The sequence below is a fragment of the Tepidimonas sp. HKU78 genome (assembly GCF_049860815.1).
Lineage (GTDB): Bacteria > Pseudomonadota > Gammaproteobacteria > Burkholderiales > Burkholderiaceae_C > Tepidimonas.
On record NZ_CP187547.1, the window covers coordinates 2,017,480 to 2,044,171 of the forward strand.

24 protein-coding genes are annotated in these 26,692 nt (G+C 66.6%); 8 read left to right on the forward strand and 16 right to left on the reverse strand.

Translation table 11 applies throughout. The annotated features are described in order from the left end of the window. Positions 1-2: 2 nt before the first annotated feature. The 13 genes from ACPYIS_RS10060 to mltG form a co-directional block, all read right to left on the reverse strand. A complete protein-coding gene (locus ACPYIS_RS10060; RefSeq protein WP_424859278.1) occupies positions 3-1,133 on the reverse strand; it encodes a succinylglutamate desuccinylase in 1,131 nt (376 codons plus the stop codon). Further along, a complete protein-coding gene (locus ACPYIS_RS10065) occupies positions 1,134-1,847 on the reverse strand; it encodes an ABC transporter permease (RefSeq protein WP_424859277.1) in 714 nt (237 codons plus the stop codon). Positions 1,848-1,867: 20 nt separating this feature from the next. Continuing rightward, a complete protein-coding gene (locus ACPYIS_RS10070; RefSeq protein WP_424859276.1) occupies positions 1,868-2,563 on the reverse strand; it encodes an ABC transporter permease in 696 nt (231 codons plus the stop codon). Between the two features lie 64 nt (positions 2,564-2,627). Continuing rightward, positions 2,628-3,434 carry an ABC transporter substrate-binding protein gene (locus ACPYIS_RS10075; protein ID WP_424859275.1) on the reverse strand — a complete coding sequence of 269 codons (807 nt, stop codon included), beginning with the start codon at positions 3,432-3,434 and terminating at the stop codon, positions 2,628-2,630. Between the two features lie 103 nt (positions 3,435-3,537). Next, positions 3,538-5,049 (reverse strand): tripartite tricarboxylate transporter permease, encoded by a 1,512-nt coding sequence (locus ACPYIS_RS10080; RefSeq protein WP_424859274.1) that lies wholly within the window; start codon positions 5,047-5,049, stop codon positions 3,538-3,540. 25 nt (positions 5,050-5,074) lie between these two features. Beyond that, the gene (locus ACPYIS_RS10085; RefSeq protein ID WP_424859273.1) at positions 5,075-5,542 is read right to left on the reverse strand and encodes a tripartite tricarboxylate transporter TctB family protein; all 468 of its coding nucleotides are present in this window, start codon (positions 5,540-5,542) and stop codon (positions 5,075-5,077) included. Positions 5,543-5,579: 37 nt separating this feature from the next. Continuing rightward, positions 5,580-6,251 (reverse strand): ankyrin repeat domain-containing protein, encoded by a 672-nt coding sequence (locus tag ACPYIS_RS10090; RefSeq protein ID WP_424859272.1) that lies wholly within the window; start codon positions 6,249-6,251, stop codon positions 5,580-5,582. Beyond that, complete coding sequence (locus ACPYIS_RS10095; RefSeq protein WP_424859271.1) at positions 6,248-7,108, reverse strand: TatD family hydrolase; 861 nt, start codon at positions 7,106-7,108, stop codon at positions 6,248-6,250. The genes ACPYIS_RS10090 and ACPYIS_RS10095 overlap by 4 nt, the downstream gene beginning before the upstream one ends. A gap of 42 nt (positions 7,109-7,150) precedes the next feature. Beyond that, positions 7,151-7,528, reverse strand: a complete 378-nt coding sequence (locus ACPYIS_RS10100; protein ID WP_424859270.1) for a PilZ domain-containing protein — start codon at positions 7,526-7,528, stop codon at positions 7,151-7,153. After that, positions 7,525-8,568, reverse strand: coding sequence for a DNA polymerase III subunit delta' (locus ACPYIS_RS10105; protein ID WP_425973537.1), 1,044 nt, complete (start codon positions 8,566-8,568; stop codon positions 7,525-7,527). The genes ACPYIS_RS10100 and ACPYIS_RS10105 overlap by 4 nt, the downstream gene beginning before the upstream one ends. After that, complete coding sequence (gene tmk, locus ACPYIS_RS10110) at positions 8,565-9,206, reverse strand: dTMP kinase (protein WP_425973539.1); 642 nt, start codon at positions 9,204-9,206, stop codon at positions 8,565-8,567. The genes ACPYIS_RS10105 and tmk overlap by 4 nt, the downstream gene beginning before the upstream one ends. Next, the gene (locus tag ACPYIS_RS10115) at positions 9,203-10,738 is read right to left on the reverse strand and encodes a hypothetical protein (RefSeq protein WP_425973541.1); all 1,536 of its coding nucleotides are present in this window, start codon (positions 10,736-10,738) and stop codon (positions 9,203-9,205) included. The genes tmk and ACPYIS_RS10115 overlap by 4 nt, the downstream gene beginning before the upstream one ends. A gap of 5 nt (positions 10,739-10,743) precedes the next feature. Then, positions 10,744-11,763: an endolytic transglycosylase MltG gene (mltG, locus tag ACPYIS_RS10120; RefSeq protein WP_425973543.1), complete on the reverse strand. Its 1,020-nt coding sequence runs from the start codon at positions 11,761-11,763 to the stop codon at positions 10,744-10,746. Between the two features lie 75 nt (positions 11,764-11,838). Between mltG and ACPYIS_RS10125 the strand changes: the two genes are divergently transcribed. Both ACPYIS_RS10125 and ACPYIS_RS10130 read left to right on the forward strand, forming a co-directional pair. Continuing rightward, the gene (locus ACPYIS_RS10125) at positions 11,839-12,786 is read left to right on the forward strand and encodes a YgfZ/GcvT domain-containing protein (protein ID WP_425973545.1); all 948 of its coding nucleotides are present in this window, start codon (positions 11,839-11,841) and stop codon (positions 12,784-12,786) included. Positions 12,787-12,790: 4 nt separating this feature from the next. Continuing rightward, entirely contained in the window at positions 12,791-13,720 is a 930-nt protein-coding gene (locus ACPYIS_RS10130) for an NRDE family protein (RefSeq protein ID WP_299018609.1), read from the forward strand. Here the strand turns inward: ACPYIS_RS10130 and ACPYIS_RS10135 are convergent. Next, positions 13,633-14,436 carry a DeoR/GlpR family DNA-binding transcription regulator gene (locus tag ACPYIS_RS10135; RefSeq protein ID WP_299018607.1) on the reverse strand — a complete coding sequence of 268 codons (804 nt, stop codon included), beginning with the start codon at positions 14,434-14,436 and terminating at the stop codon, positions 13,633-13,635. The genes ACPYIS_RS10130 and ACPYIS_RS10135 overlap by 88 nt on opposite strands. 163 nt (positions 14,437-14,599) lie before the next feature. Between ACPYIS_RS10135 and ugpB the strand changes: the two genes are divergently transcribed. From ugpB to ugpQ, 5 genes are all read left to right on the forward strand, one after another. Next, positions 14,600-15,919 carry a sn-glycerol-3-phosphate ABC transporter substrate-binding protein UgpB gene (gene ugpB / locus ACPYIS_RS10140; protein WP_299018605.1) on the forward strand — a complete coding sequence of 440 codons (1,320 nt, stop codon included), beginning with the start codon at positions 14,600-14,602 and terminating at the stop codon, positions 15,917-15,919. A gap of 113 nt (positions 15,920-16,032) precedes the next feature. Next, entirely contained in the window at positions 16,033-16,914 is an 882-nt protein-coding gene (ugpA, locus tag ACPYIS_RS10145) for a sn-glycerol-3-phosphate ABC transporter permease UgpA (RefSeq protein WP_299018603.1), read from the forward strand. A gap of 19 nt (positions 16,915-16,933) precedes the next feature. After that, entirely contained in the window at positions 16,934-17,788 is an 855-nt protein-coding gene (gene ugpE, locus ACPYIS_RS10150) for a sn-glycerol-3-phosphate ABC transporter permease UgpE (protein WP_299018601.1), read from the forward strand. Positions 17,789-17,823: 35 nt separating this feature from the next. Further along, positions 17,824-18,840 carry a sn-glycerol-3-phosphate ABC transporter ATP-binding protein UgpC gene (gene ugpC, locus ACPYIS_RS10155; RefSeq protein ID WP_299018599.1) on the forward strand — a complete coding sequence of 339 codons (1,017 nt, stop codon included), beginning with the start codon at positions 17,824-17,826 and terminating at the stop codon, positions 18,838-18,840. An 18-nt stretch (positions 18,841-18,858) separates the two neighbouring features. Beyond that, a complete protein-coding gene (gene ugpQ, locus ACPYIS_RS10160) occupies positions 18,859-19,626 on the forward strand; it encodes a glycerophosphodiester phosphodiesterase (protein ID WP_424859263.1) in 768 nt (255 codons plus the stop codon). A gap of 43 nt (positions 19,627-19,669) precedes the next feature. Here ugpQ and ACPYIS_RS10165 read toward each other — a convergent pair whose 3' ends face one another. After that, positions 19,670-20,527, reverse strand: a complete 858-nt coding sequence (locus tag ACPYIS_RS10165) for a YbgC/FadM family acyl-CoA thioesterase (protein ID WP_425973546.1) — start codon at positions 20,525-20,527, stop codon at positions 19,670-19,672. Between the two features lie 46 nt (positions 20,528-20,573). Between ACPYIS_RS10165 and ACPYIS_RS10170 the strand changes: the two genes are divergently transcribed. Next, positions 20,574-22,586 carry a peptidase U32 family protein gene (locus tag ACPYIS_RS10170; RefSeq protein WP_425973548.1) on the forward strand — a complete coding sequence of 671 codons (2,013 nt, stop codon included), beginning with the start codon at positions 20,574-20,576 and terminating at the stop codon, positions 22,584-22,586. Here ACPYIS_RS10170 and purL read toward each other — a convergent pair. Beyond that, complete coding sequence (gene purL / locus ACPYIS_RS10175; protein WP_299018591.1) at positions 22,583-26,641, reverse strand: phosphoribosylformylglycinamidine synthase; 4,059 nt, start codon at positions 26,639-26,641, stop codon at positions 22,583-22,585. The two genes, ACPYIS_RS10170 and purL, sit on opposite strands and share 4 nt — an antisense overlap. Between the last annotated feature and the right edge of the window lie 51 nt (positions 26,642-26,692).

Sequence of the window (26,692 nt, forward strand, 5' to 3'; positions counted from 1 at the left end):
CATCACTCGGACAACAGATTGCCGGTGCGCACCGGCCGGTGGCCCGCCACTTTGGCCACCGTCAAACCGGCGGGGGCGTAGCGTTCTCGCGTACGGGCGTACAGTACGCCACCCTGCGCGGTACGCAAGGGGACCGTATGGCCAGAGAGGGGGTCAATGATCTCGGCGACCAGCGCGTCGGGGGGCAGCACCGCCCCCACGTCGGCATGGAAAGCGATCACGCCGGGGCAGGGGGCCTTGAGAGGCTCCGATCCCGCCAGCGGCGTGGGGACGAAGCGAGGCTCGGGAACCGGGCCGGGGTCACCCGCGATGATGCCGAGATGCTGCAGGTAGCGCCAGATGGCGTCGGCGTCGCGCTCGGCCCAGGCGTGGCCGACGTCCGCTTCGCCGCGCAGCTCGACCGTCGCGCTGGCGCAAGCCTGCGGCAACGGCACCTCGATGCCGTGCGCCGCTAACCGCGCCGCCAACTGTGACCACAGCCCGGAGAGCTGCTCGTCGAACGGCTGGCCACCCGCTCCGTAGTCGGCCACCAGCACGGTCTGCGCGCCCAGCCAGCAGGCCAGTGGTTCGAGCGCCGGCCAGCACGCGGTTTCGCTGTACAGGTGCAGCACGGCCTCGGCGTCGCAGTGCAAATCGAGCACGACGTCGGCATCGGCCGCCAGGCGATACAGCGTCAGCCGCAAGCCTTCGAGTTCGGTCAGCGGCGTCTGCTCGGACAACCAATCGAGCACCGCAGCGCGCACCATGGCCACGTTCTTGTCGAGGTCCGAGCCCAGCTCGCGACCCACTCGCTCGAACGCCACTTGCGCCAGATCGGGGTAGGACCGGTTGAAATTCTCGGAGGTGTTGAGCTCGAACCGCCCCATGGGCCGGTGATCGATGCGCTGGGCCAGCCCGATCGGGTTGGCCACCGGCACCAGCACCACCTGCCCCAACACCTGCCCGGATCGCTCAGCCTTCGTCAGGCGCTCACGCAAGTGGTGCGCGACCAGCATCCCTGGCAGCTCATCCGCATGCAGGCTGGCCTGGATATACACCTTGGGGCGCGCTGCTGCCACGCCGTAATGCAGGCTGGTCAGCGTGCGCGTGCTACCGAGGCTGGTGCAGGGCAGGGTATGGTGACGGGCGTCCATTCAGGTTCGGCGGGGCGCCAAATGGGCCAAAAAGCGTCGTTCGGCCCACTTGAACAAGCCCACCAGCATGAAAGTGATCGAGAGATAGATGGCCGCCGCGAACAGGTAGGCCTCGAACGGCAAATAAAAATCGGAATACACGCGGCTGGCCGCCGCCGTCAGGTCCAGCATCGCCGGTACCGTACTCGCCAAGCTGGTGCTGTGCAGCATCATGACGACTTCATTGCTGTACGCGGGTAGCGTTCGCCGCAGGGCGCTGGGCATGACGATGCGCCAGAGCACCTGCCGCGGCGACATGCCCATGGCACGTGCGGCCTCGATTTCGCCGGCGGGGGTTTCGCGGATGGCGCCGGCCAGCATCTCGGCGGTGTAGCCAGCGGTGTTGAGCGCAAACGCCAGCAGGGCACAGAAAAACGCGTCCTTGAACCAGGTCCACGGCCAGACGGCATCCCAACGCGCCTGTACCCATTCCAGTTGGGCGATGCCGTAGTAAATCAGATAGACCTGGATCAACAACGGCGTGCCGCGGATCACGTAGGTGTAGCTGCCCACCAGCCAGCGCAACCAGCGATAGCGGCTATTGAGCGCCAGCGCCAGAAACAGCGCCAGCACCCCACCCACCGCCAACGACGACAGCAACAGCTTCAGGGTCGTGAGCAGCCCTTCAGCGTAAAGCTGGAGCTGGGCGGGCTCGAAAATGACGGACCAATTCACGGCGGGATCTTTCGGCCAAATCAGCTCTGCCACGAGGTGGCGCGGCGCACCCCGAGGCTGAACCGTTCATCGAGCCGCCGCAGCACCCACAGCGACGCCGACGTGTACACCAAAAACAGTGCAGCCACGAACACGAAGAAAAAGATCGGCTCACGCGTCGCAGCTGAGGCCTGCTTGGCCAAATACGTCATGTCTTGCAGACCGATGAGGCTGACCAATGCCGTGCTCTTGATGAGCACCAGCCAATTGTTGGTGAAGCCGGGCAGGGCGTAGCGCACCATTTGCGGCAGCGTGATGCGGAAAAATGTTTGCAGCCGCCCCATGCCGAATGCCCACGCGGCCTCCATTTGGCCACGTGGAATCGCCAGCATCGCGCCGCGAAAGGTTTCCGTCATGTATGCGCCATAGATGAAGCCGATGGTGCCCACGCCCGCGACGAAGGGGTTGATGTCGACGGCTTCAGTGTGGCCCAGCGTCTCGAGCAAATGCGTCAGGCCGATGGTGCCGCCGTAGAAAACGAGCAGCATCAGCACCAGTTCTGGGACGCCACGCACCACAGTGGTGTACACCGTGGCCAACGCCGAGAGAACAGGATGTCCAGACAATTTGGCCGACGCCCCCAGCAACCCCAAAACGATCGAGACAGCCAGGGACAACAGAGACACCGCCACGGTGAGCAGCGCCCCCTCCAAGATGCGAGGAATATAGTCGAGCATCGGTGCAACGAAAAACGCGCCGCACCGGTTCGACACCGGGCGACGCGCCCTTCACTCCGTTCGATTATTTGCCGTACGGATCGAAGTCGAAGTATTTCTTGGCGATCTTGTCATAGGTACCGTCGGCGCGGATCGCCTTGATCGCGGCATTGATATCGGCCTTGAGCTTGTCTTGGCCCTTGCGCATCGCCACACCGGCCCCATAGCCGAAGTATTTCGGATCGTACAGCTCGGGACCAACGAAGCCGTAGCCCTTGCCCTCGGGTTTGCGCAGGAAGCCACCCTGTACCTCGACCTTGTCGGCGACCGTGCCATCCAGGCGTCCGGCTTTGATGTCGAGGTAGACCTGGTCTTGAGCCTCGTAGGGGATGACCTGCACACCGGCGGGTTTGAGCTCGCCCATGGCGTATTTCTCTTGCGTGCTGCCCTTGAGCACACCGATTTTCTTGCCCTTGAGCGACGCGGGACCGCTGTAAGGCGTGCCTTCCTTGACGACGATGCCGCTGGGGGTGTTGTAATACTTGTCCGAGAAGTCGACCACCTTTTTGCGCTCGTCGGTGATCGACATCGAGCTGATGATGACGTCGTACTTGCGCGCCATCAGACCGGGGATCATGCCGTCCCACACCTGCTCGACATAGACGCACTTGCGGTTGAGCTTGGCGCAGATGGCTTCGGCGATGTCGACGTCGAAGCCCGTGGGCTTGCCATCGGGGGTTTTGTAGGTGAAGGGCTCGTAGGTGGGATCGATGGCGACCTTGAGCTCGTTGCTCTGGGCCTGGACAGTACCCGTGGCCAAGGCTGCGGCAAGCCCAATGGCGTGCAGAACGTGACGACGGTTCATGAAGATGTCACCAGGGTAGTTGAACATACCGAGCATTGTAGGGGCTACCAAGAGTGAAGGCCGGCTATGGTTTACCCGCGGAGCTCCCTGACTGATGACTTAACATAATACAAATTGTAGAACTTTTGAATCACGATTCCCGGGCGCGCTCACGCGCCCGCAGCGCCTGGCGCAGCGCACCCCACAGCGACCAGGCCAGCAGCGCGCCACAGGCCAGCATGAAGCCCAAGCTGATCGGGCGCTCGATGAAGACCATCGCGTCGCCGCGTGACAGCAGCAACGCACGTCGCAGGTTTTCCTCCATCAACGGCCCGAGCACGAAGCCGAGCATCAGCGGCGCCGCTTCGAAGCGCAGCACGGCCAGCGCATAGCCCAGCAGCCCGATGATCGCCACCATGTAGATGTCGAACACGTTGTTGTTGACGCTGTAGGTGCCCAGCGCGATGAAAACGAGGATGGCCGGATATAGCACGCTATACGGAATGCGCAGGATCGCCACCCACATGCCCACCAGCGGCAGATTCAGGATCATCAGCATGAGGTTGCCGATGCCAAAGCTCACGATCAGACCCCAGAACAGGTCGGGCTGGTTCGTCATGAGCAGCGGCCCGGGCTGGATGCCGTGGATGATGAGGGCGCCTAGCATCAGCGCCATGACGGCGTCGCCCGGGATGCCCAGCGACAGCGTGGGCACGAACGCCGTCTGTGCAGCGGCGTTGTTGGCGGCCTCAGGGGCGGTCACCCCTTCGATGGCGCCTTTGCCAAAGCGCGACGGGTCGCGCGCCAGCTTCTTTTCGGTGGCATAGGCCATGAACGACGCGATCGACGCACCCGTGCCGGGCAGCGCCCCGAAAAAACTGCCGATACCGGTGCCGCGCAGCATGGGCATGATCGACGCCTTCCAGTCGGCCGGGGTTGGCAACATCGAGCGCCACGTGATGCGGTCGTTGATCTGGCCCTCGCGCGGCTGGTTGACGGAGCTCACCACTTCGGCGATACCAAACAGCCCCATCGCCAATGCCACGATGTTGATGCCATCCATCAGCTCGGGGATGCCGAAGTCGTAGCGCGCCTGCCCCGAGTTGACATCGGTGCCCACCGTGCCCAGCAACAGCCCGAGCACGACCATGGCCAAGCCCTTGACGGGCGATCCCGACGCCAGCGTGGACGCCGCGATCAGGCCCAGCAGCATCATCGCGAAATACTCCGCCGGACCAAACTTCAGTCCAATCTCGGCGATGGCCGGTGCAAAACCGGCCAGTATCACGATGCCCAACATCGAGCCCACGAAAGACGCGAAGGTCGTCATGAAAAGCGCGACGCCCGCCCTACCCTGTTTCGACATCGGATATCCGTCCAGACAAGTCACCGCCGAGGACGGAGTACCCGGTAGATTGAGCAGGATGGATGCGGTGGAGCCCCCGTACTGCGCGCCATAGTAGACCCCGGCCAGCATGATGATGGCCGCGGTCGGGGGAATGTGATAGGTGACTGGCAGCAGCAGCGAGATCGTGGCCATCGCCCCGATGCCGGGCAGCACACCGATCAGGGTACCGATGAAGACGCCGATGAAGCAATACAGCAGCATCATCGGCTGCATGGCTTGCTGCAGCCCGAGCCAGAGTCCTTGTGCGATATCCATGGTTGGGTGTCCTCGATGTCCGCTATCAGGCGCTCCACGGCCAGACTGGCAGCACCATGCCCAGCGCCAGGCTGAAGACCAGCCAGCACAAGGCCGCGATGACGGCAGCGGCGATCAGGCGCGTGCGCCACGCCATGCTGCGATCGGCGAGCGACGCCAGCAGCACGGAAGCCGCCGTGGCCAAGACCAGGCCCGCGGGCTTGAGCGCCGCGGCAAACAGCACAAGAGAGCCGATGACACACGCCAGCGTACGCCATGCCACGGCGATGCGCACACCGGGGCGCACCAGCGCCGGCAGCGCAATGAGCACGCCTAACACGCCCAGCAAAAGCCCAAGCCAAAACGGAAAAAACCCCGGCCCCATGTTGCGGGGGGTACCCAGCTCATAGTGGCCGTGGGCGTACCATGCCGCCGCAAAGCCCAGGATGGCCATCAGCAGCCCGCCCAGCAGATCGTGGGCATCACGTCTCGTTGCCTGTTGCGGATTGGTCATCTCGCATCCTCGTTCGGTCAAACCTGGTTCTGGTCGTTCACCATTGCCCGCGCGGCTGGCGGGCGCGAATGGAGGCCGCGATCATATCCACCACGGTTTGGCGTCCGACCTGGCGGGCAAAGTCCATCGCATCCAGCCCTTGCTGGTTGCGCAACGTCGGGTCCGCCCCCTCGTCCAGCAATAGGCGCACCACTTCCTCGCGGCCGTAGCGGGCCGCCATCATAAGAGGGGTCGTGCGGTTGGGCGACTCGGCATCGATGTAGGCGTGGTGCTCCAACAGCAGGCGCGTGATGGCCAGCGCGTGCGCCCCCTTGTTGGCAGCGGCATAGTGCAGGGGCGCCCAACCCGGGCGGTTGACCTGTGCGCCGCGCGCGAGCAAACGTTGCACAATGTCCAAGTGATCTCGCAGTGCTGCCATCATCAGGGCATTTTCGCCAGCCGCGTTGAGCGCTTCGATATTGACGCTGGGTTGATCGACCAAGTAGCGGGCCACGGCCAGCGCATCACGCTGCAGCGCCAACACCAGGGCCGGATTCAGGTCGGGGTCGGGGGTGTCGAGGTCGAACCCGCGCGCGTGCAGCTGCCGCACGGTGGCCACATCGTCGCGCACCACGGCGGTGATGAACTGGTCGTACGAGCGCTGCCCGAATGCCAATCCGCAGTATACGGAAAGCACCGTTACGACAAGCCATTGCGTGACGTTTTTCATGTCGCGTCTGAGCTTTGCTCGATGATCGGCGTCGACACCGGCTGCAGAAAAAGCCGCTCGAAGTTGTCGCTCGTCGCGGCCGCAACCGCTTCCACCGGTACGCCTTTGAGCTCGGCCAACTGGGCGGCCACCAGCGGCACGAACGCGGGGGTATTGGTCTTGCCCCGGTGCGGCACCGGCGCCAGATAAGGGCTGTCGGTTTCGATCAAGCAGCGCTCCAGCGGCACGTAGCGAGCGACATCGCGCAGGTCTGCCGCGTTCTTGAACGTCAGAATCCCCGAAAACGAAATATAAAAACCCATGTCGAGCGCCGCGCGCGCGACCTCGCGCGTCTCGGTGAAGCAATGAAACACGCCCGTGACGCTGCCACGACCATCCCCGGCCGCGGCCGAGGTGAATCCCCCCTCCTCGCGCAGGATGGCGAGCGTGTCGTCAGACGCGCTGCGGGTGTGGATCACGAGCGGCAAGCCCGTCTGCCGCGCCGCGCGGATGTGGACGCGAAAGCGCTGCCGCTGCCACTCCATGTCGGCCACGGTGCGCTCGCCCAGGCGGTAGTAATCGAGCCCGGTCTCGCCAATGGCCACGACGCGCGCGAGCGCCGCGCGCTCGGTCAAATCGGCCACCGTAGGCTCGCGCACGCCTTCGTTGTCCGGGTGCACGCCCACCGTCGCCCACAACCACGGCGGCGTGGGCTGCGCGCCTTGCAGGGCCAAGCGGTGCACCGCATCGAACCCTTCCAGCGTGGTGCAGATACACAGCGCGCGATCGACGCGGGCGGCTCGCATCGCGGCCAACACCTCCGCGACGTTTTGCTGCAGCTCCGGAAAGTCGAGGTGACAATGGGAATCGGTATACATGAGGTCGGTTCGTGTGGCATGCTGGGCCCAGCGCCAGCATCGTCAAATCGTTTGTGTCGGGCGATCCGAGGCCAGGTGTGAGCCCAGGATTTCCTCGATCCGGGCTTTGAGCGCGCGCGATTTGTCATCGGCCGGAAATCGCACCCCGATGCCCTGCGTGCGCGAGCCAGTGGCGCCAGCGGGCGTGATCCACGCGACCTTGCCCGCGACCGGGTACCGCTGCGGATCATCGGGCAGCGTCAGCAGCACGTACACGTCTTGGCCCAAGGCATACTCCCGCGTGGACGGCACGAAGATGCCGCCCTCGGCAAACAGCGGGATGTAGGCGGCGTAGAGCGCGCCTTTTTCCTTGATCGACAGTTGGATGACGGTGGGACGCGGATGGTTGGCCGCATCCCCCGCAGACGGGCCCGTGCTCATGCCCGCGAGTGTAGCGCCGCGGCCGCCCGTGACGGCCGCGCGCTCGCAAAGGCCGTGCGCATGCGTTGTGCCCAGGCTTCGGTCCACAGCCCCGCCTGAACCGGGTGCTCCACGGTGCGCCGGGCCTGCTGCAAGGCCCGCCACAAACCGCCCAAGCGCTGCGGGGGTGCCGTGGGCAGCGCATCGGCCGCAAAGTAGCGCGGCGCAGCCCCCGCTGCCTGCGCCATGGCGTCGTGGCACAGCATCATCGCCACTTGTAACTGGCGCGCCAGCGGCCAGTCGGCGATCGGTGTCCAGTCCCCGTGCGCCAGCCGCTGCGGTAATTCCGCCCACAAGCGCGCCGTCAGGCCCAGGCTGGCCCAGTTCAGCGCTTCTTGCGGGCGCGCCCCTGCCGCCCGCCAGCAGGCAGCCCAGTCGTCCTCGCCCAACGCCGGGTAGTCGGTCGCCGCCACCCGGCTCAGCCACGCCCGGCCCTCGTGCTCGTCGGGCCAGCGCATGGCATGCGTTAGGCAGCGGCTGCGGATGGTGGGCAGCAATTGATGGGCGGCTTCGGTGGCCAGCACGAAGCGCACCCGGCCCGGCGGTTCTTCCAGGGTCTTGAGCAACGTGTTGGCCGACTCGGGATTGAGGGCTTCGGCCGGATGGATCAGCACCACTTTGCCGGGCTCGCGCGCATGGGTGACCTGGGTGAACGCCACCGCTGCGCGCGTCGCCTCGACTCGAATCTGGCGGCTGGGTTTGATCTCCTTGCGCTCGATGCGCTCCTGCGTGAGCGGATCGAGCGGCCAGCCCAGTTCGATCGCCTGTTGCTCCGGCATCAGCGCGAACAAGTCGGCATGGGTGCGCACGTCGATTGCGTGGCACGACGGACAGCTGTCGCAGGCGCCCTGCTCGTTCGGCCGCTCGCACAGCCAGGCGCGCGCCAGCGCCAGCGCCAGTTCGAACTGACCCAGCCCCGCCGGGCCGGCCAGCAACACGGCGTGTCCCCGCAGCGCGAGCAACGACCGCTGTTGGCGCTGCAGCCACGGCGCAAGCGTCATGGCAGCACCCCCCGCGCGCGACAGGCGGCCTCCACCTGTTGCCAGACAGCGGACACCTCTGCCCGCGCGTCGATGCGAACGATCCGCTGTGGCGCCTCGGCTGCGCGCGTGGCGTAACCGGCCGCCACGCGCTCGAAGAACGCCTGCGGCTGCGCCTCGAACCGGTCGGGTGCCCTCGCCTGCGCCAGTCGCGCTGCCGCCACCTCGGGCGGCACGTCGAACCACAAGGTCAGATCGGGCTGTCGCCAGCCGGCCGGGCCCGACTGCACCCAGCGCTCGAGGGTGCGCAACACGTCGAGATCGAAGCCCCGTCCGTACCCTTGGTAGGCAAACGTGGCGTCCGTGAAGCGGTCGCACAGCACCACCTGCCCCGCCGCCAGCGCCGGCTCGATGACGTGCCGCAGGTGGTCGCGCCGGGCGGCAAACACCAGCAGCGCCTCGGTCAGGGCATCCATGGACGTGCGCAGCAGGTTCTCGCGCAGCGCCTCGGCCAGCGCGGTGCCGCCGGGCTCGCGGGTCACCGTCACCGCACGCCCCTGGTGGCGCAGCCGCTCGGCCAGCGTGGCGATGTGGGTCGATTTGCCGGCGCCGTCGATGCCTTCGAAGGTGATGAAAAGGGGCTGCGGTCGATCGCTCATGGCAGTCGATCGTACACGCTGCGCAAGGACGGGCACGGCCGCGCATCGGTCACCCAGCGCTGGGCGTAGAGCGTACCCCCACTAGATGCCGATGACGCGGCATGCCAGCGGTAGCTCTGCAGCGCCCCTTCTGCGCGGTAGCCGAGTTCGGTGGCGATGGCCGGTCCGGGTTTGGGGGCTCGGGCCCTCACCCAAAGCACGTCACAGGCGTCCACGTCGGTGGGAATGGCCAGTTTTGAAGAACCCGGATACGCCACCCAGCGCACGGCCGACGTGTGCAAGGCGAGTGCACCCGCCACGTGAATCGGTTGCACGACCGCCACCGTCTGCGGCCCCGCCATCGAATCGGCCCAGTGCGCGATGTCGCGCGCCGGCAACTGACTCCACGACGGGCGCCCCAGGCGTTCGAGCACGACAGGGCGCGCTAGCAACAGGGCCAGTCCCAACACCACGAGCGCGAGCGACCCGATGGTCAACGCGCGCGCCATGCCGCGATCCCGGTGGCCGCGATCGACCGCGAACAACACGAGCAACGGTACCGCCATGGGCAGGATCCAGCGTTGCTGGACGTCTTGCAAGGCCCCCGATGCGACCAAAAACAGCAAGAGAACGGCGATCGCCGCGCCGTAGGCGAGCGTACGCCTGGGCCAGCCGGGTGGCTCGCCGCTCGCGGCAGGATTCGTGGCCACCCGTTGCCGGCCCGTCATCGCCCGGGTCAACACCCAGATCAGCACGGACACCCCAGCCGTCGCCGCCCATGCGATCAGCACCTCCAACGCGGTGGACTCGCGCCCGGTGACGCCCTGCATCTTCGTCTGCAGCTCCGCCGCGACGTCCATTCGATGCCCCCACAACCACAACGCATGCGGCACGACGGGCATCAACCCCAACACCATCCACCCCAGGCCCCGTCCATGCTGCTGCCAACCCTGTCGCGCACTATTGCGAAACCCGCCGGTGGCGCGCCACAGCACCGCCATCCACGTCACGATCAACGCCGCCAACACGAGCACCGTGTTGTACTTGGCCAGCAAGGCGGCCGAGCAGGCCAACCCCAGGGCCACCCAACGGCGGGCCGACATGGACTGCAGGGGGTGTGTCATCAGCGGCATAGCGGCCGCGAGTACCGCCCCGATGGCGGTCGCTGCCAACAGGCTGTGGGTCAGTGACCGCGGGCCATCCCACAGCAACGGGGTCAACGTCAGCAACCACGTCCCACTGGCGACACCCCAGCGGTCATCCCGCACCGCTTGTGCGACCGTCCATGCCGCGATAACGGCAAGCCCCCACAGCAAAGCCGCCTTGATCGCGAGCAAGGCGACCAAGGGGGAGACAGGCACGATTTGCCGCAACGCCCAGACCAGCCACTCCATCAACGGTGGCTGCGGGCCATATCCCCACTGCAGGCGCTGCGCGTGCAGCACCTGCTCGGCTTCGTCCCACTCCAGACCCGCGATGCCCCAGCCGCGCGCAGCCGCCCAGCCGCCGTACAGCAGCGCGACTCCCAAGGCCCACCATCGAAACGCCATCATGGATGTCACCGCCCCAACTGATACCGCCGCACGGCTCGGTTGTGCTCCTCCAGGCTTTGGCTGAAGGCGCTGGTGCCATCACCCCGGGCCACGAAATACAGCGCGCGCGTCGAGGCGGGCTGCACCGTGGCCAGCAGCGCATCCCAACCGGGCATCGCAATCGGGGTGGGCGGCAGCCCCGCTCGGGTATACGTGTTGTAGGGTGTGTCGGTCAGCAGGTCGCGCCGACGCAGATTGCCATCGAAGCGCTCGCCCAGGCCGTAAATGACCGTGGGGTCGCTCTGCAGCCGCATGCCGATGCGCAATCGGTTGATGAAGACACCGGCGATCAGCGGGCGATCGGGTCCGTGGCCGGTTTCCTTCTCGACAATGCTGGCCAGGATCAGCGCCTCCTCCGGCGAACGCAGCGGCAGGCTGGGCTGGCGCTGCGCCCACGCCTGCGCCAGCCGCTCGTCCATCGCCGCGGCGGCCTGCTGCAGCACGCGCGAGGCGGTCGATCGCTTGGGGTAAATATAGGTGTCCGGGAAAAATCGGCCTTCGGCATGGCCGCTGGGCAACCCCAGATGCCGCGCCAGCGCCACCGGGTCGTCCCCAGGGGGCAAATCATCGACCAAGTGTTCGGCCGTCCGCACCGCCTGCAGCACCTGACGTAGATTCCAGCCCTCCACCAGCGTCAGGCGCCGCACGGCTTGGCGGCCGCGCACCAACTGTTCGAGTAGCGCACGGGGGGTGGTGCCCGGCTCGATTTCGTAGCTACCGGCCTTGAGCAGGTGCGCCTGTCCAGACAGGCGAAACCAAGCGAACAGGCCCCAAGCCGAGGTGTCCACCCCCGCCTCGACCAAGTGCTCGGCAATTTGGCGGGCGGACATGCCCGGCTCGATCACGACGTCCACGTAGGGTTGCCCGGCGAGCCGCAGGGGCAGCGGACGATGCAGCCACAGCGCCACGGCAGTGGCGGTCGCGAGAACCGCCAGCGCGACCCATAAAGACCAACGGGCAAGGGAAGAAGGCAATGATCGGCTCACGGACAATGGGGGCCGCGGGGGATTGTCTCCTCCGCCTGACAGACAATAGAGACCGACATGATAGCCGTCACAGCCATGACACCTGCATCAGACACCACTGCCCACCATGCTCTGCCCACCCCCGTCGTGGTGGGTTGCACGCGCCTGCACGACTGGGGCGTGCTGTCGGCCACGGGGGACGACGCCGCTGCCTTCCTGCACGGGCAACTGACGCAAGATGTCTTGAGCTTGCGCGACGATGAAGCTCGGCTGGCCGCCTATTGCAACCCCAAGGGGCGCATGTTGATGACTGGCTTGGTGCTGCGCGCCGAGGGTGGCGTGCTGCTGTGCACGCTGCGCGAGCGCATCGCGCCCATGCTCAAGCGCTTGTCGATGTTCGTGCTGCGCGCCAAGGTGCGGCTGGCCGACGCATCCGACCAGTGGGACATCTGGGGGGTCGCGGGACCGTCGGTGCCTGGCACCCTGAGCACCGAGTGGTGGCGACTTTGGCGCGATGCGGACCGCGCCTGGGTGCGTCTGCCGCCCGGAGCCGGCGTGGAGCGGGCCCTGCTGATTCAGCCGGCCGGTGCGCCCGCTCCCGCCGGCGACACCCTGTCCCTGGAACATTGGCGGTGGCTCGACGTCATGAGCGGCGTCGCACAGGTGAGCGACGCCGTGGCCGAAGTTTTCGTGCCGCAAATGCTCAATTACGAATCGGTCGGGGGCGTCAACTTCAAGAAGGGCTGCTACCCCGGGCAGGAGGTGGTCGCGCGCAGCCAGTTTCGCGGCACGCTCAAGCGCCGCGGCCACTTGGCCCATGCCGACGGCCCATTGGCCGCAGGACAAGAGGTGTTTCACCCGTCCGATCCCGAACAGCCAGTGGGCGTGATCGCCCAGGCTGCGCCCAACCCGCAGGCAGGCTGGGACGCCATCGTGGCACTGCAAACCTCTGCAGTCGATGGGCAGCCATTGCGAGCCGGGTCAATGGACGGGCCAGCCTTGCATCTGCGTCCCCTGCCCTACGAGCTGCGGCAGGACATCTGACGCCATGTGCCTGATGGCCTGGGCCATCGGTCAATCGACCGAACACCCCCTGTGGGTGGTCGCCAACCGCGACGAACAGTGGGATCGCCCCACGCTGGCGTTGGATGTCTGGCACTCGTCGGACGGCACCACGATCCTGGGTGGCCGCGATGGTCTGGCCGGGGGCTCGTGGTTGGCCTTCGGCGAACAAGGGCGCGTGGCTATGCTGACCAATGTGCGCGCCTGGCCACCGGAGGCGGCGGCCGCGCGCAGCCGCGGCGAGCTCGTCACGCGCTGGCTGGTCCGCCAGGCGCCCACGACGTGGCAGGAGATGGCCCGCCACCACGCGGCGCACGACTACAACGGCTGCAACCTGGTGCTGGGCGACGTGCGCCGCGGCTGCTGGGCCTGGTTGACCAACCGCGACCCCACCCCCCACCGGGCGGCCACCATGCCCGTGGTACGCGTCGGGGGCTGGTGGGGCGGCGAGCTGCCCCCGGGCGTCTACGGACTGTCCAACGCCGCGCTGGACACCCCCTGGCCCAAAGTGGTGGCGCTGCGCGATGCCCTGAACCAGGCGCTGGCTGCACCCGACGCGGATTCGGCGACCGATCGGCTGTTGCAAGCGCTGCAACGCCACGTGCCCCATGACGACGAGCGGGCGCACCTCGAGTCCAGCCCCTACGTCTATCTGCCCCAGCGCCGCTATGGTACCCGCAGCAGCCTGATCGCACGCTGGTCGGCCGACGGCAGCCTGCACGTCGGCGAATGGGTCTATGCGCCGCAGCAGGGGCCGACAGCCGCCACCGCTGCGACACCCCGTTGGGGACGGCTGCCCAACTGGGGTGGGCAGCCATGCGTCAACGATCAACCCGCCGGGTTGGCCACCACGCAGGCGACGTCGGCATCGCGCAGCATCGCATCGAACGGCGCAGGCGGCGCGCGGTCGGTGTAGACGCGGGTGAGCTCGGCGATGTGCCCGACTTCCACCATTGCCGGGCGGCCAAACTTACTGGCATCGGCACACAACCACACCTGGCGGGCGTGCTCGATGATGGTGCGCGCGGCGCGCACCTCGCGCACGTCGTAGTCGCGCAGCGTGCCGTCGGTCTCGATGCCCGAGATACCGATGAGCGCGATGTCGACCCGGAACTGGCGCAGAAAATCCAGCGACGCCTCGCCGACGATGCCGCGGTCGCGCGGGCGCACCACCCCTCCGGTGATGATGACCTCGCAGTCCGGGTTGTCCGACAGGATGGCCGCCACGTTGAGGTTGTTGGTGATGACGCGCAAGCCCCGATGTTGCAGCAGCGCGCGCGCCACCGCCTCGGTGGTGGTGCCGATGTTGAGGATGAGCGAGCAGCCCGCCGGCACGTCGCGCGCCACGGCCTGCGCGATGGCGGCCTTGGCCTGCGCATTGAGCGTCTGACGCTGCGTGTAGGCCAGGTTTTCGACGGTAGACACGGGGGTCCGCACGCCCCCGTGGTAGCGCGCCAGCAATCCCATCTGCTCCAGTTGCCGCACGTCGCGCCGCACGGTTTGCAGCGTGACGCCAAAGCGCTGCGCCAGATCCTCGATGCGCAGCGTGCCCGCCTGCCGCACGGCGGCCAGCAGATCGCTCTGGCGGGGGTTGAGGGCGCGGCGCCGACGCGTGGGCGTGGATTCGTTCATGCGGCAATTGTGCCGCACGACGCCAGCGCGACACCCGCGCACGCGGGCAAACCCTAGGTGTTCGCCCATCGGGGCATTTTGTCACTAAACTTTCACATTGCATTCGGAAACTATCGGGCGCTTTCGTCTGTTTTCGCAACAACCCCGACCCCAAGGAGTCACGATGAGCAAACCCCTCAAGCACCTGTTCGCTGCCACCGTCTTGGCTGCCGGCGTGGCCAGCGCCCACGCCCAGACCGAAATCGTCTGGTGGCACTCCATGGGTGGCGCGTTGGGCGAGTGGGTCAACGACCTGGCCAACGAGTTCAACGCCAGCCAAAAGGACTACAAGGTCGTGCCCGTGTTCAAGGGCAGCTATGACGAGTCGATGACGGCTGCGATTGCCGCTTTCCGCGCCGGCAACGCTCCCCACATCCTGCAAGTGTTCGAGGTCGGTACCGCCACGATGATGGCCAGCCGCAACGCCATCGTGCCCGTCGCCGAGGTCATGAAAAAGGCAGGCGTGACGTTCGACCCCAATGCCTACGTGGACGCGGTCAAAGGCTACTACACCGCGCCCAATGGTCAGATGCTGAGCTTCCCGTTCAACAGCTCCACCACGGTGCTGCACTACAACAAAGATGCCTTCAAGGCCGCCGGGCTCGATCCCAACAAGCCGCCCAAAAGCTGGCCCGAGGTAGCGCTGGCCGCGGCCAAGCTCAAGGCGTCTGGTCACAAGTGCCCCTTCACCACCAGCTGGCAGAGCTGGACGCAGCTCGAGAGCTTCTCGGCCTGGCACAATGTTGAGTTCGCCACGAAGAACAACGGCTTCGGCGGCCTGGACGCGCGTTTGGCGTTCAACTCGCCACTGCACGTGCGCCACATCGAAAACCTGGCCAACATGGCCAACCAAGGCCTATTCGTCTACAAAGGCCGCGGCAACGCGGCGGACGCTACCTACGTCTCGGGTGAGTGCGCCATGATGACCGGCAGCTCGGCTCTGTACGGCAACGTCAAGCGCAACGCCAAGTTCGACTTCGGCATCTCCACCCTGCCCTACTACCCCGATGTACCTGGTGCGCCGCAAAATACCATCATCGGCGGTGCCAGCCTGTGGGTGATGGCCGGCAAGAAAGACAACGAGTACAAAGGTGTGGCGCAGTTCTTTGCCCATCTGTCCAAACCCGACGTGGCGGCCAAGAGCCATCAGCGCACCGGTTACTTGCCCGTGACCAAGGCCGCCTACGAATTGACCGAAAAGTCGGGTTTCTACAAGCAAAATCCTGGTACCGATGTCTCGGTCGAACAAATGATCCGCAAGACCACCGACAAATCGCGCGGCATCCGTTTGGGCAACTTCGTCCAAATTCGCACCATCATCGACGAGGAAATGGAGCAAGTCTGGGCTGGCAAGAAGACCGCCAAGCAGGGCCTCGACGACGCGGTGCGCCGCGGCAACGAGCAGCTCGAGCGCTTCCAGCGCGCCAATCAGGGGCGTCTGTGACGCGGTGACTCCCCGTGCCTGACGCCGCTTCCCCAATCGGTAGCGGCGCTCCAGGCGACGCCGCCCGGCCGCACGGCTGTGGGCGGCTTGTCTTTTTCGACCGATCTGACGTCATGGAAAAACGTGTCCGTTTTGCATCCGCTTGGCTACCCTGGCTGTTGGTCGCCCCACAGCTGGCCATCGTGACGGTTTTCTTTTTCTGGCCAGCGGGTCAGGCGCTCGTGCAAAGCGTCATGGAGCAAGACGCCTTCGGCGGCCACGTCGAATTCGTCGGCTGGGCCAATTTCGAGCGTCTGTTCAACGACGCCACCTACCTGCAGTCGTTTCGTGTGACGGCGGTATTTTCACTGCTGGTGGCCGTCATCGGGCTGGCGGTATCGCTGTTGCTGGCCGTGATGGCCGACCGCGTGGTGCGTGGTGCGCGCTGGTACAAAACGCTGCTCATTTGGCCCTACGCCGTGGCCCCGGCGGTGGCTGGAGTGCTGTGGATGTTCATGTTCGCCTCGCCCATGGGTGTGGTGGCCTGGGCGTTGCAGCACGTGGGCGTGGACTGGAACCACCGCCTCAATAGCCAACATGCGCTGACGCTGGTCGTGCTGGCTGCGGTGTGGAAGCAGATTTCATACAACTTTTTGTTTTTCCTCGCCGGGCTGCAATCGATCCCCCGCTCGCTGATCGAGGCCGCCACGATCGATGGCGCCACACCCTGGCGGCGTTTCTGGACCATCGTATTTCCCCTGCTGTCGCCCACCACGTTTTTTTTGCTCGTGATCAACGTGGTGTACGCCTTCTTCGATACCTTTGCCATCATCGACGCCACCACCCAGGGCGGTCCGGGCAAAGACACGGCCATCTTGGTCTATAAGGTGTACTACGACGGGTTCAAGGCGTTGGACATGGGCGGCTCGGCGGCGCAGTCGGTCATTCTCATGGCCATCGTGATCGCGCTGACCGTGGTGCAATTCCGCTACATCGAGCGCAAAGTGCAATACTGAACCGGAGGCCCCTCATACCATGGTCGAACGTCGCCCTTGGCTGGATGCGCTGTCCCACCTCATTTTGATCGTGGGCGTTGCCATCGTCGCCTTTCCCGTCTACCTGACGCTGGTGGCCTCTACCCAAAGCGCGCAGGATATCGCGAGCAGCGCCCCCCTGTCCCTGATACCCGGCTCGCATGGCTGGGAAAACTATCGCTTGGCCCTATTCGGTGGCGAAACCAGTGCCGGCAGCCGCTTCGCACCAGGCCTGCCGATGTTGTGGGTCAGCCTGGTCATGGCGCTGACGATTGCGATCGGCAAGATCATCATTTCGCTCTTGTCGGCTTTTGCCATCGTGTATTTCCGCTTTCCGCTGCGTAATCTGGTGTTTTGGATGATCTTCGTGACGCTGATGCTGCCGGTGGAGGTGCGTATCGGCCCCACCTACGAAGTCATTGCCAACCTGGGCATGCTCAACACCTATGCAGGGCTGACCGTGCCACTGATCGCCTCGGCCACCGCCACGTTCTTGTTTCGGCAGTTTTTTCTGACCGTACCGGACGAATTGGTAGAAGCCGCCCGGGTGGACGGCGCCGGGCCGATGCGCTTTTTCTGGGACGTGCTGCTGCCGATGTCGCGCACCAGCATCGCCGCGCTATTCGTGATCCAGTTCATCTACGGCTGGAACCAGTATCTTTGGCCGTTGCTGGTCACGACCGACGAATCGATGTATCCCATCGTGCTGGGCATCAAGCGTTTGATCGCAGGCGAAGCCTATACCGAATGGAACGTGGTGATGGCGACAGCCATGCTGGCGATGCTACCACCCGCCGTGGTGGTTCTGGCGATGCAAAAATGGTTCGTCAAGGGACTGGTCGATACCGAGAAATAAATCCCTTTGGTTGAGTCTTCGAAGGATATCTCTGCATGGCTTCTTTGCATTTCGAACGTGTCGTCAAGCGCTACGAGGGGGCGCGCGAGCCCGTCACTGCCATTCATGGCTTGAGCGCCGACGTCGGCGACGGCGAGTTCGTGGTCATCGTCGGCCCGTCGGGCTGTGGCAAGTCCACCCTGTTGCGTATGGTGGCGGGGCTGGAGACGATCAGCGATGGCACCATCCGCATCGGCGAGCGCGTCGTCAACCACCTGGAGCCCGCGCGCCGCGACATCGCCATGGTGTTTCAGAACTACGCGCTGTACCCCCACATGACGGTGTTCGACAACATGGCGTATGGGCTCAAGCTGCACGGCGTGCCCAAGGAGGAAATTCGCCGCCGCGTGGAACAGGCCGCCAGCATTCTGGAGTTAGGCCACCTGCTGCAGCGCAAGCCGCGCCAGCTCTCGGGCGGGCAGCGCCAGCGCGTCGCCATGGGGCGCGCCATCGTGCGCCAGCCGCAAGTGTTTCTGTTCGACGAGCCGCTGTCCAACCTCGACGCCAAGCTGCGCGTGCAAACCCGGCTGGAAATTCAAAAGCTGCACCGGGACCTGGGCATCACCAGCCTGTTCGTGACCCACGACCAAGTCGAGGCCATGACGCTCGCCCAGCGCGTGATGGTGATGAATGCCGGGCGCATGGAGCAATTCGGCACACCGGAGGAGGTCTATCACCGGCCGGCCACCACGTTCGTGGCCACCTTCATCGGCTCGCCGTCGATGAACCTGTTGCGCGACGTGCCCGGGGCGCGCCCCGGCACCCTACTCGGCATTCGGCCCGAACACCTGCGGGTGGTCGAGTCGGGCCAGGGCTGGGCGGTGCAGGTGGAGGCAGTCGAGCTGCTGGGCGCCGAGCGCCTGATCCACGGGCAAACCCACGGCCAGCCCATCACGGTGCGCATCGCCGAGTCCGACCCTTGCCACCCCGGGGTGGGCGACACCGTGCACGTGCGTCCCATGGACGATCGGCTGCACGCCTTCGACCCGGACAGCGGCCAGCGCATCGGCTGAATCCTGCGGAGGCTCCCCATGACCGATGTGCCCTCCACCCCCATTCCGCGCTGGATCGCGCACCGCGGTGCGGGCAAGCTCGCGCCGGAAAATACGCTGGCAGCCTTCGAGCTGGGCTGGCAGCACGGTTGGCGCGCGTTCGAGTGCGACGTCAAGCTCTCCGCCGATGGGGTGCCCTTTTTGCTGCACGATGCGACGCTGGAGCGCACGACGAACGGGCGCGGACGCGCCGGCGATCTGCCTTGGTCGACACTGGCGGCGCTGGATGCAGGTAGCTGGCACAGCCCAGCCTACGCGGGTGAGCGGTTGCTGCGCCTGGACACGCTCGCGCATTGGGCGCTGCCGCGCGGCGCATGGCTCAACCTGGAGATCAAACCCACGCCAGGCACCGAGCCAGAGACCGGGCGCTCGGTGGCCGAGGCAGTGGACAATCTCTGGCGCACCTACGGCGCCGGTCAGCCGCAGGGGCCCGCCTGGCCGCTGCTGACCTCGTTTCAACCGGTCGCGCTCCAAGCCGCCCAACAGACATGCCCGCACCTGCCCCGGGGCCTGCTGCTCGATACATTGTGGCCGGACTGCTGGACCGTGGCACACCAACTGGGCTGCAGCGCGGTGGTGCTCAACCACACGTTGTGGGACGAAGCCCTGATCGCGTACTGCCGCAGCGAGGGTTGGCGCTTGCTCACCTACACCGTCAACGACGCCGCGCGCGCCGCCACCCTGCTGGACTGGGGGCTGGACGGCATCATCACCGACCGCATCGATACGCTGGGGCCGGCCGCCTAACGCTGGCCGATCGTGCCGCGACTCGGACCGCGGCCGCGGGCGCTCACAAACGCCGCTCCATCGTCTGGTGCGGGATCCCGACCTCGTCGTACGGCTCGCCCACGCACTGCCAGCCCTGCCGCTGATAGAAGCCCATTGCCGTGCGCTGCGCGCTCAAGCGCAGGGTGTGGTCGCCGCGCGTGCGCGCCGCCTCGATCAACGCCGCCAACACGCGCGCACCGACGCCCGTGCCGCGCAGCGCGCGGTGTACCGCCATGCGGCCGATTTTGCCCACGCCGGGCTCCGCCGCGAGCAGCCGACCCGTGCCCACGGCTTGCCCCAGGGCATTGATCGCCACCGCATGCAGCGCCGTCGCGTCGGCCGCATCCCACTCCTCGGACTCCGGGATGCCCTGCTCGTCCACGAACACCGCCCGCCGCAGCGGTGCCGCATCACGCTCCAGCGCGCTCCACCGGCCAGTGACCACGCGCAGCACCTCCTGCCCCGCCTCGTAGCGTTGGATCAACTCACGCAACGCAGCGGGTACCGGGCGCGCGGTCTGCGTGGCCGGATCGGCGAAAACATAGACGATCTCGGCCCCCACCAGCGCCCGCTCTCCCCGAAAAATGGCGCCGGTCATGGTCATCGACGTGTGGCCGATGCGCTCGCAGCGCAGTGCCACGTCTACCTCGTCATCCATGCGCGCGCTGGCCACAAACTCCAGCGTCGCTTTGCGGACATAAAGCTCACCACCCAGCGCCTGCATCGCCTCCGCATAGGGCAAGGCCAGCGCCCGCCAATATTCGGTCATGCCGACGTCGAAGTACATCAGGTAGTGGGCATTGAACACGATGCCTTGCATGTCCACCTCGGCCCAGCGCACGCGCAGGCGGTGCAAGCAGCGGAATTCATGGCGTTTCATGGCGGGATTTGGGACAATCGAGCGTTTTGGACGAAATCAATCGATTATGCGGCCCCACCAGCTCGAACTCCTGTCACCCGCGCGCGATGCCGACATCGGCATCGAGGCCGTCAACCACGGGGCGGATGCGGTCTACATCGGCGGGCCTGGCTTCGGGGCGCGCGCCCACGCCGCCAATCCGGTCAGCGCCATCGAGCGCCTGGTGCGCCACGCGCACCGCTACCACGCGCGCGTCTTCGTCACGCTCAACACCATCTTGCGGGACGACGAGCTCGAGCCGGCGCGTCGGCTCGTGCACCAGCTCTATGACATTGGCGTGGACGCGCTCATCGTGCAAGACATGGGCCTGCTCGAGCTGGATTTGCCGCCGATCCAGCTGCACGCCAGCACGCAATGCGACATCCGCACCCCCGAAAAGGCGCGTTTTTTGCAGGACGTGGGTTTTTCGCAGGTGGTACTGGCGCGCGAGCTGACGCTGGAGCAAATCGCGGCGGTGGACGCCGCGCTGGGCCCGCGCGACGCGCCGGGGCGAGCGGTGCTGGAGTTCTTCGTGCACGGCGCGCTGTGCGTGGCCTACAGCGGCCAGTGCTACATCAGCCACGCCCACACCGGCCGCAGCGCCAACCGGGGTGACTGCTCGCAGGCGTGTCGCCTGCCTTATCAGGTGCTCGACGCGCAAGGCCGCATCCTTGCGCACGACAAGCACGTGCTGTCCATGAAGGACAACAACCAAAGCGCGAACCTGCGCGCGCTCATCGACGCGGGCGTGCGCAGCTTCAAGATCGAAGGCCGCTACAAGGACATGGGCTACGTGAAGAACATCACCGCCCACTACCGCCGTCTGCTCGATGCCATCCTGGATGAGCGCCCAGATCTGGCGCCCTCCTCCAGCGGCCGTTGCACCTACACCTTCACCCCCGACCCCGAGCAGAACTTCAACCGCGACTTCACCGATTACTTCGTCAACGGACGCCAGATCGACATCGGCGCCTTCGACAGCCCCAAAAATCCCGGTCGCCCGATCGGCTGGGTGGTGCGCACCGCGGCCGACCACCTCGAGCTGGAAACCCACGATCCCAGCACCGAACTGGCCAATGGCGATGGCCTGTGCTACCTAGACCTGCAGAACAACCTGGTTGGCCTGCAAACCAACCGTGTCGAGCGACGGGGGCCGGGCACGGACGGCGGTGTGCGCTGGCGCGTCTTCCCCAAAGATCCGATGGCCACGCTCAAGGATTTGCGGCCCGGCACGACGGTCAACCGCAACCGCAGCATGGCCTGGGTGCGGCTGCTGGAACGCCCCTCGGCGCAGCGGCGCATCCCGCTGTGGGTGCAGTTGCGCGCGCAGGGCGACGCCCTGCAGCTGACCCTGACCGACGCCGACGGCTGCACCGGCACCGCCACCGTGGCGGGCCCGTTCGAGGTTGCGCGTGACGCGCGCGCCAACGAGGCCAAGCTGGTCGAGGGGCTCAGCCGCCTGGGCGACACAGTGTTCGAACCGGTTTCGGTGGACGTGGCGCTGCCACAGCCCTGGTTCCTGCCCGCCTCACGCGTCAACGCCCTGCGGCGCGAGGCCGTCGCGGCGCTGATGACAGGGCGCGAAGCCGCCCGCCCGCGGCCCATGCGTGCGCCCGCCGTGGAGCCGCCCGTGCCCTACTCCGAAGACGTGCTGACCTACCTGGCCAACGTCTACAACCACAAGGCGCGCGATTTCTACGCCCGCCATGGGGTGCGCGTGATCGAAGCCGCCTACGAGAGCCACGAAACGCTGGGCGAGGCCAGCCTCATGATCACCAAGCACTGTGTGCGCTACAGCCTGAGCCTGTGCCCCAAGCAAGCCAAGGGGGTGACGGGCGTGCAGGGCACGATCCGCGCCGAGCCGCTGGTGCTGGTGCATGGCGACGAGCGGCTCACGCTGCGCTTCGACTGCAAACCGTGCGAGATGCACGTCGTCGGACGCATCAAACGCCACGTCGTGCGCGCGGCCGAGCGCCAGGCGAGCGAAGCGCCGCTGCAGTTTTACCGCACGCGGCCGCATGAGCGTACCGAGCGCACCTAGCCCACCCAGCGGCGCGCGTTGCGAAACATGCGCATCCAGGGGCTGAAGGCCGCGATGCCACCAGTGGCGGCCAGGTCGGTCCAGCTCATTTGCGCATTGCGAAACACCCGCTCCGGGTGCGGCATCATGGCGGTGAAGCGCCCATCGGGCGTAGTGACGGCGGTGATGCCGCGCGGACTGCCGTTGGGGTTGAACGGGTAGGCCTCGGTTGGCTGGCCGTGGTGGTCCACGTAGCGCATGGCCACCGCCACCGCGTCGATATCGCCCCGCTGGCCGAAGTTGGCATAGCCTTCGCCGTGCGCCACGGCAATCGGCAGGCGGCTGCCAGCCATGCCTTGGAAGAACAGGCTGGGGGAGTCGGTGATTTCCACCAGCGACAGGCGCGCCTCGAAGCGCTCGCTGACGTTGGTGGTAAAACGCGGCCAATGTTCGGCACCAGGGATGATGGCGGCCAACTCGGCAAACATTTGGCAGCCGTTGCACACGCCCAGACCAAAGGTGTCGCCGCGCTGGAAGAACGCTTGAAACTGCTCGGCGAGGCTGGGGTGGAACGTGATCGAGCGCGCCCAGCCGATGCCTGCCCCCAGCGTGTCGCCGTAGCTGAATCCACCACAGGCGACCAGTCCCTGAAAATCGCTCAGGCGCGTGCGGCCGCTGAGCAGATCTGTCATGTGCACGTCCACCGCCTCGAAGCCGGCGCTGTCGAACGCGTACGCCATCTCGACGTGGGAGTTGACGCCCTGCTCGCGCAAAATGGCCACGCGCGGACGCTGCCGGTTCACGTAGGGGGCGGCGATGTCCTGCGCGGGGTCGAAGGTCAACGCCACGTGCAGGCCGGGGTCGTCGCACTGCCCAGCGGCGGCGTGTTCCGCATCGGCGCAGGCCGGGTTGTCGCGCAACTGGCAGATCTTCCAGCTCACGCTGTCCCACACCTGGTGCAGGTCTTGCAGTTTGGCGCTGAAGATGCACTGGGCGTCGCGCCAGATCTGCAGCTCGCCCTTGCCCGCGTCGATGGGGCTGCTGGCGGGACGGGTCTTGCCCACCACGTGGCTGCACGCGGACAGCCCGTGCGCGCGCAGGGTTTGCAGCACGGCGTCGCGCTCGGTGCTGCGCACCTGCAGCACCACGCCCAGCTCCTCGCTGAACAGTCCTTTGAGCGTGAGTTCGTCGCGGCGGGCGCTCACCTGCGCCGCCCAGTTTTTGGCATCGCCCACGTCGGCTCGGCTGTCGTGAATGCCGTCGCCCTCGGTGACCAACAAATCGACGTTGAGCGTCACGCCCACGTGGCCGGCAAACGCCATTTCGGCCACGCAGGCCAGCAAGCCGCCGTCGCTGCGGTCGTGGTAAGCCAGCAGGCGGCCTTCGGCGCGCAGGGCGTTGACCGCCGCCACCAGCCGCACCAGATCCTGCGGGTCATCGAGATCGGGCGCCGCACCGCCCGGTTGCTCCAGCACCTGCGCCAGGATCGAGCCGCCCATGCGATGGCGACCTCGGCCGAGGTCGATCAAAATCAGCGTCGTGTCTTCTTGCGCGTCGAGCTGCGGGGTGAGCGTGCCGCGCACGTCGGGCAGCGTGGCAAACGCGCTGACGATCAAACTGACTGGCGCCACCACCTTGTGCGTCTGCCCGTCCGTGCCGCGCCACTGCGTGCGCATCGACAGGCTGTCCTTGCCCACGGGAATACCGATGCCCAGCTGCGGGCACAGCTCCAGCCCCACCGCCTTGACCGTGTCGTACAGCGCCGCGTCCTCACCGGGCTCGCCGCAGGCGGCCATCCAGTTGGCCGAGAGCTTGACACGCGACAGCTCGATCGGTGCGGCCAGCAAGTTGGTGATCGCCTCCGCCACGGCCATGCGGCCCGCTGCGGGGGCGTCGAGCGCCGCGATCGGCGTGCGCTCACCCATGGCCATCGCTTCGCCAGCCAGGCTCGAGAAGTCCGCCAGCGTGACCGCACAGTCCGCCACTGGCACTTGCCACGGCCCCACCATCTGGTCGCGGTGCGTCAGGCCGCCCACCGTGCGGTCCCCGATCGTGATCAAAAACCGCTTGCTCGCCACCGTCGGGTGCGCCAGCACGCCAATGATCGCTTGCTGTAGATCCACCCCTGTGCCGTCGAAGTCGGCGAAACGGCGCGCGATGCGCGTGACCTCGCGCCGCATGCGCGGTGGCTTGCCCAACAGCACGTCCATCGGCATATCGACCGGGCGGGCTGCTTGTGCATCGGCAGCTTGCCCGTCCTCGACGACGAGCTGCCGCTCCTCGGTAGAGACGCCGACCACGGCGTACGGACAGCGCTCGCGCTCGCACAACTGGGCCAGGCGCGGCAGCGCGTCGGGGGCAATGGCCAGCACGTAGCGTTCCTGGCTCTCGTTGCACCAGATTTCCTTCGGTGCCAGGCCCGACTCCTCCAGCGGAATCGCGCGCAGGTCGAAACGCGCGCCGCGCCCGGCGTCGTTGACCAGCTCCGGGAACGCGTTGGACAGCCCCCCGGCGCCCACGTCATGGATGGCCAGAATCGGGTTGTCCGCGCCCAGCGCCCAGCAGTGGTTGATCACCTCCTGCGCGCGGCGCTGGATCTCGGGATTGCCGCGCTGCACCGAATCGAAGTCCAGCTCCGCGGCATTGGCGCCGCTGGCCATCGAGCTGGCCGCACCGCCCCCCATGCCGATACGCATGCCCGGGCCGCCCAGCTGCACCAGCAACGTACCGGCCGGGAACGTCACCTTGTGCGTCTGGGCGGCGTCGATCTGACCCAGGCCACCCGCGATCATGATCGGCTTGTGGTAGCCGCGATTGACCACGTCCACGTCTGACGCGACACGCTGCTCGTACGCACGGAAATACCCCAGCAGGTTGGGGCGACCGAACTCGTTGTTGAACGCCGCACCGCCCAGCGGGCCCTCGATCATGATTTGCAACGGACTGGCGATGTGCGCGGGCTTGCCGTCGGGCTCGTCGGCCCAGCCACCCCACAGGCGCGACACCGAAAACCCCGTGAGCCCCGCCTTGGGTCGCGCGCCACGACCCGTGGCCCCCTCGTCGCGGATCTCGCCACCCGCGCCCGTGGCTGCACCTGGAAACGGCGAAATGGCCGTCGGGTGGTTGTGCGTCTCCACCTTCATCAGGATATGGTGCTGCGCCTGGCGGCGGCGATAGGTAGGACTGCCCTGGCCATCGGGCACGGCCACGAAGCGCTCGAGCGTGTGCCCTTCCATCACCGCGGCGTTGTCCGCATAGGCCACGACGGTGTGCTGCGGCGCCGTCTGGTGCGTGTGGCGGATCATGCCAAACAGCGTGTGCGGCTGCTCCACCCCGTCGATGACGAACTGGGCATTGAAAATCTTGTGCCGGCAGTGCTCGCTGTTGGCCTGCGCGAACATCATGAGTTCCACATCGCTGGGATTGCGCTCCAGACGTGTGAACGCGTCGACGAGGTAATCGATCTCATCGTCCGCCAGCGCCAACCCCCAGGCGACATTGGCCTCCTGCAGCGCCACCCGTCCGCGGCCGAGCACATCGACGCGTTGCAAGGGCTGCGGGGCCAACGGCACGAACAGGGCCCGGGCTTGCTCCAGGTCGCGCAGCACGCTCTCCGTCATACGGTCGTGCAGCAACGCGGCGCAGGCGTGCCACTGGGCGTCATCCAGCGCCGCAGGCCGTTTGCGAAAGGCCCCCAAGCCGGGCGCTTGCAGGGTGAGCCAATATTCGACGACACGCTCGACGCGCCGCGCGCTCAGGCCGCAGTTGCGCGCGATGTCCGTGGCCTTGGACGCCCAGGGCGAGACCGTGCCCAAGCGCGGCGTGACGACGATGCGCACACCCTCCGTGGGGCCGCGGTAGGGCTCGCCATACGTCAGCAGCGCCGCCCACCGCTGGCGGCTGGCGTCGTCCAGCGGGGCGTCGGTCGCCACCAGGTGTACGAAGCGCGCCGCGATGCCCACGATGCGCTCGTCCACCCCCTGCAGTCGCGCCAGCAACTGTCCCGCTCGAAAGTGGCCAAGGGCGTCCCCCCCGGTGAATGTCGACAAGTGCAAGGCAGAAACGGGGGCATTCACGGCGGTGTGGTGCTCAGCAGTGGGAATGCTGGCGATTTTAGCGGGCGCGAG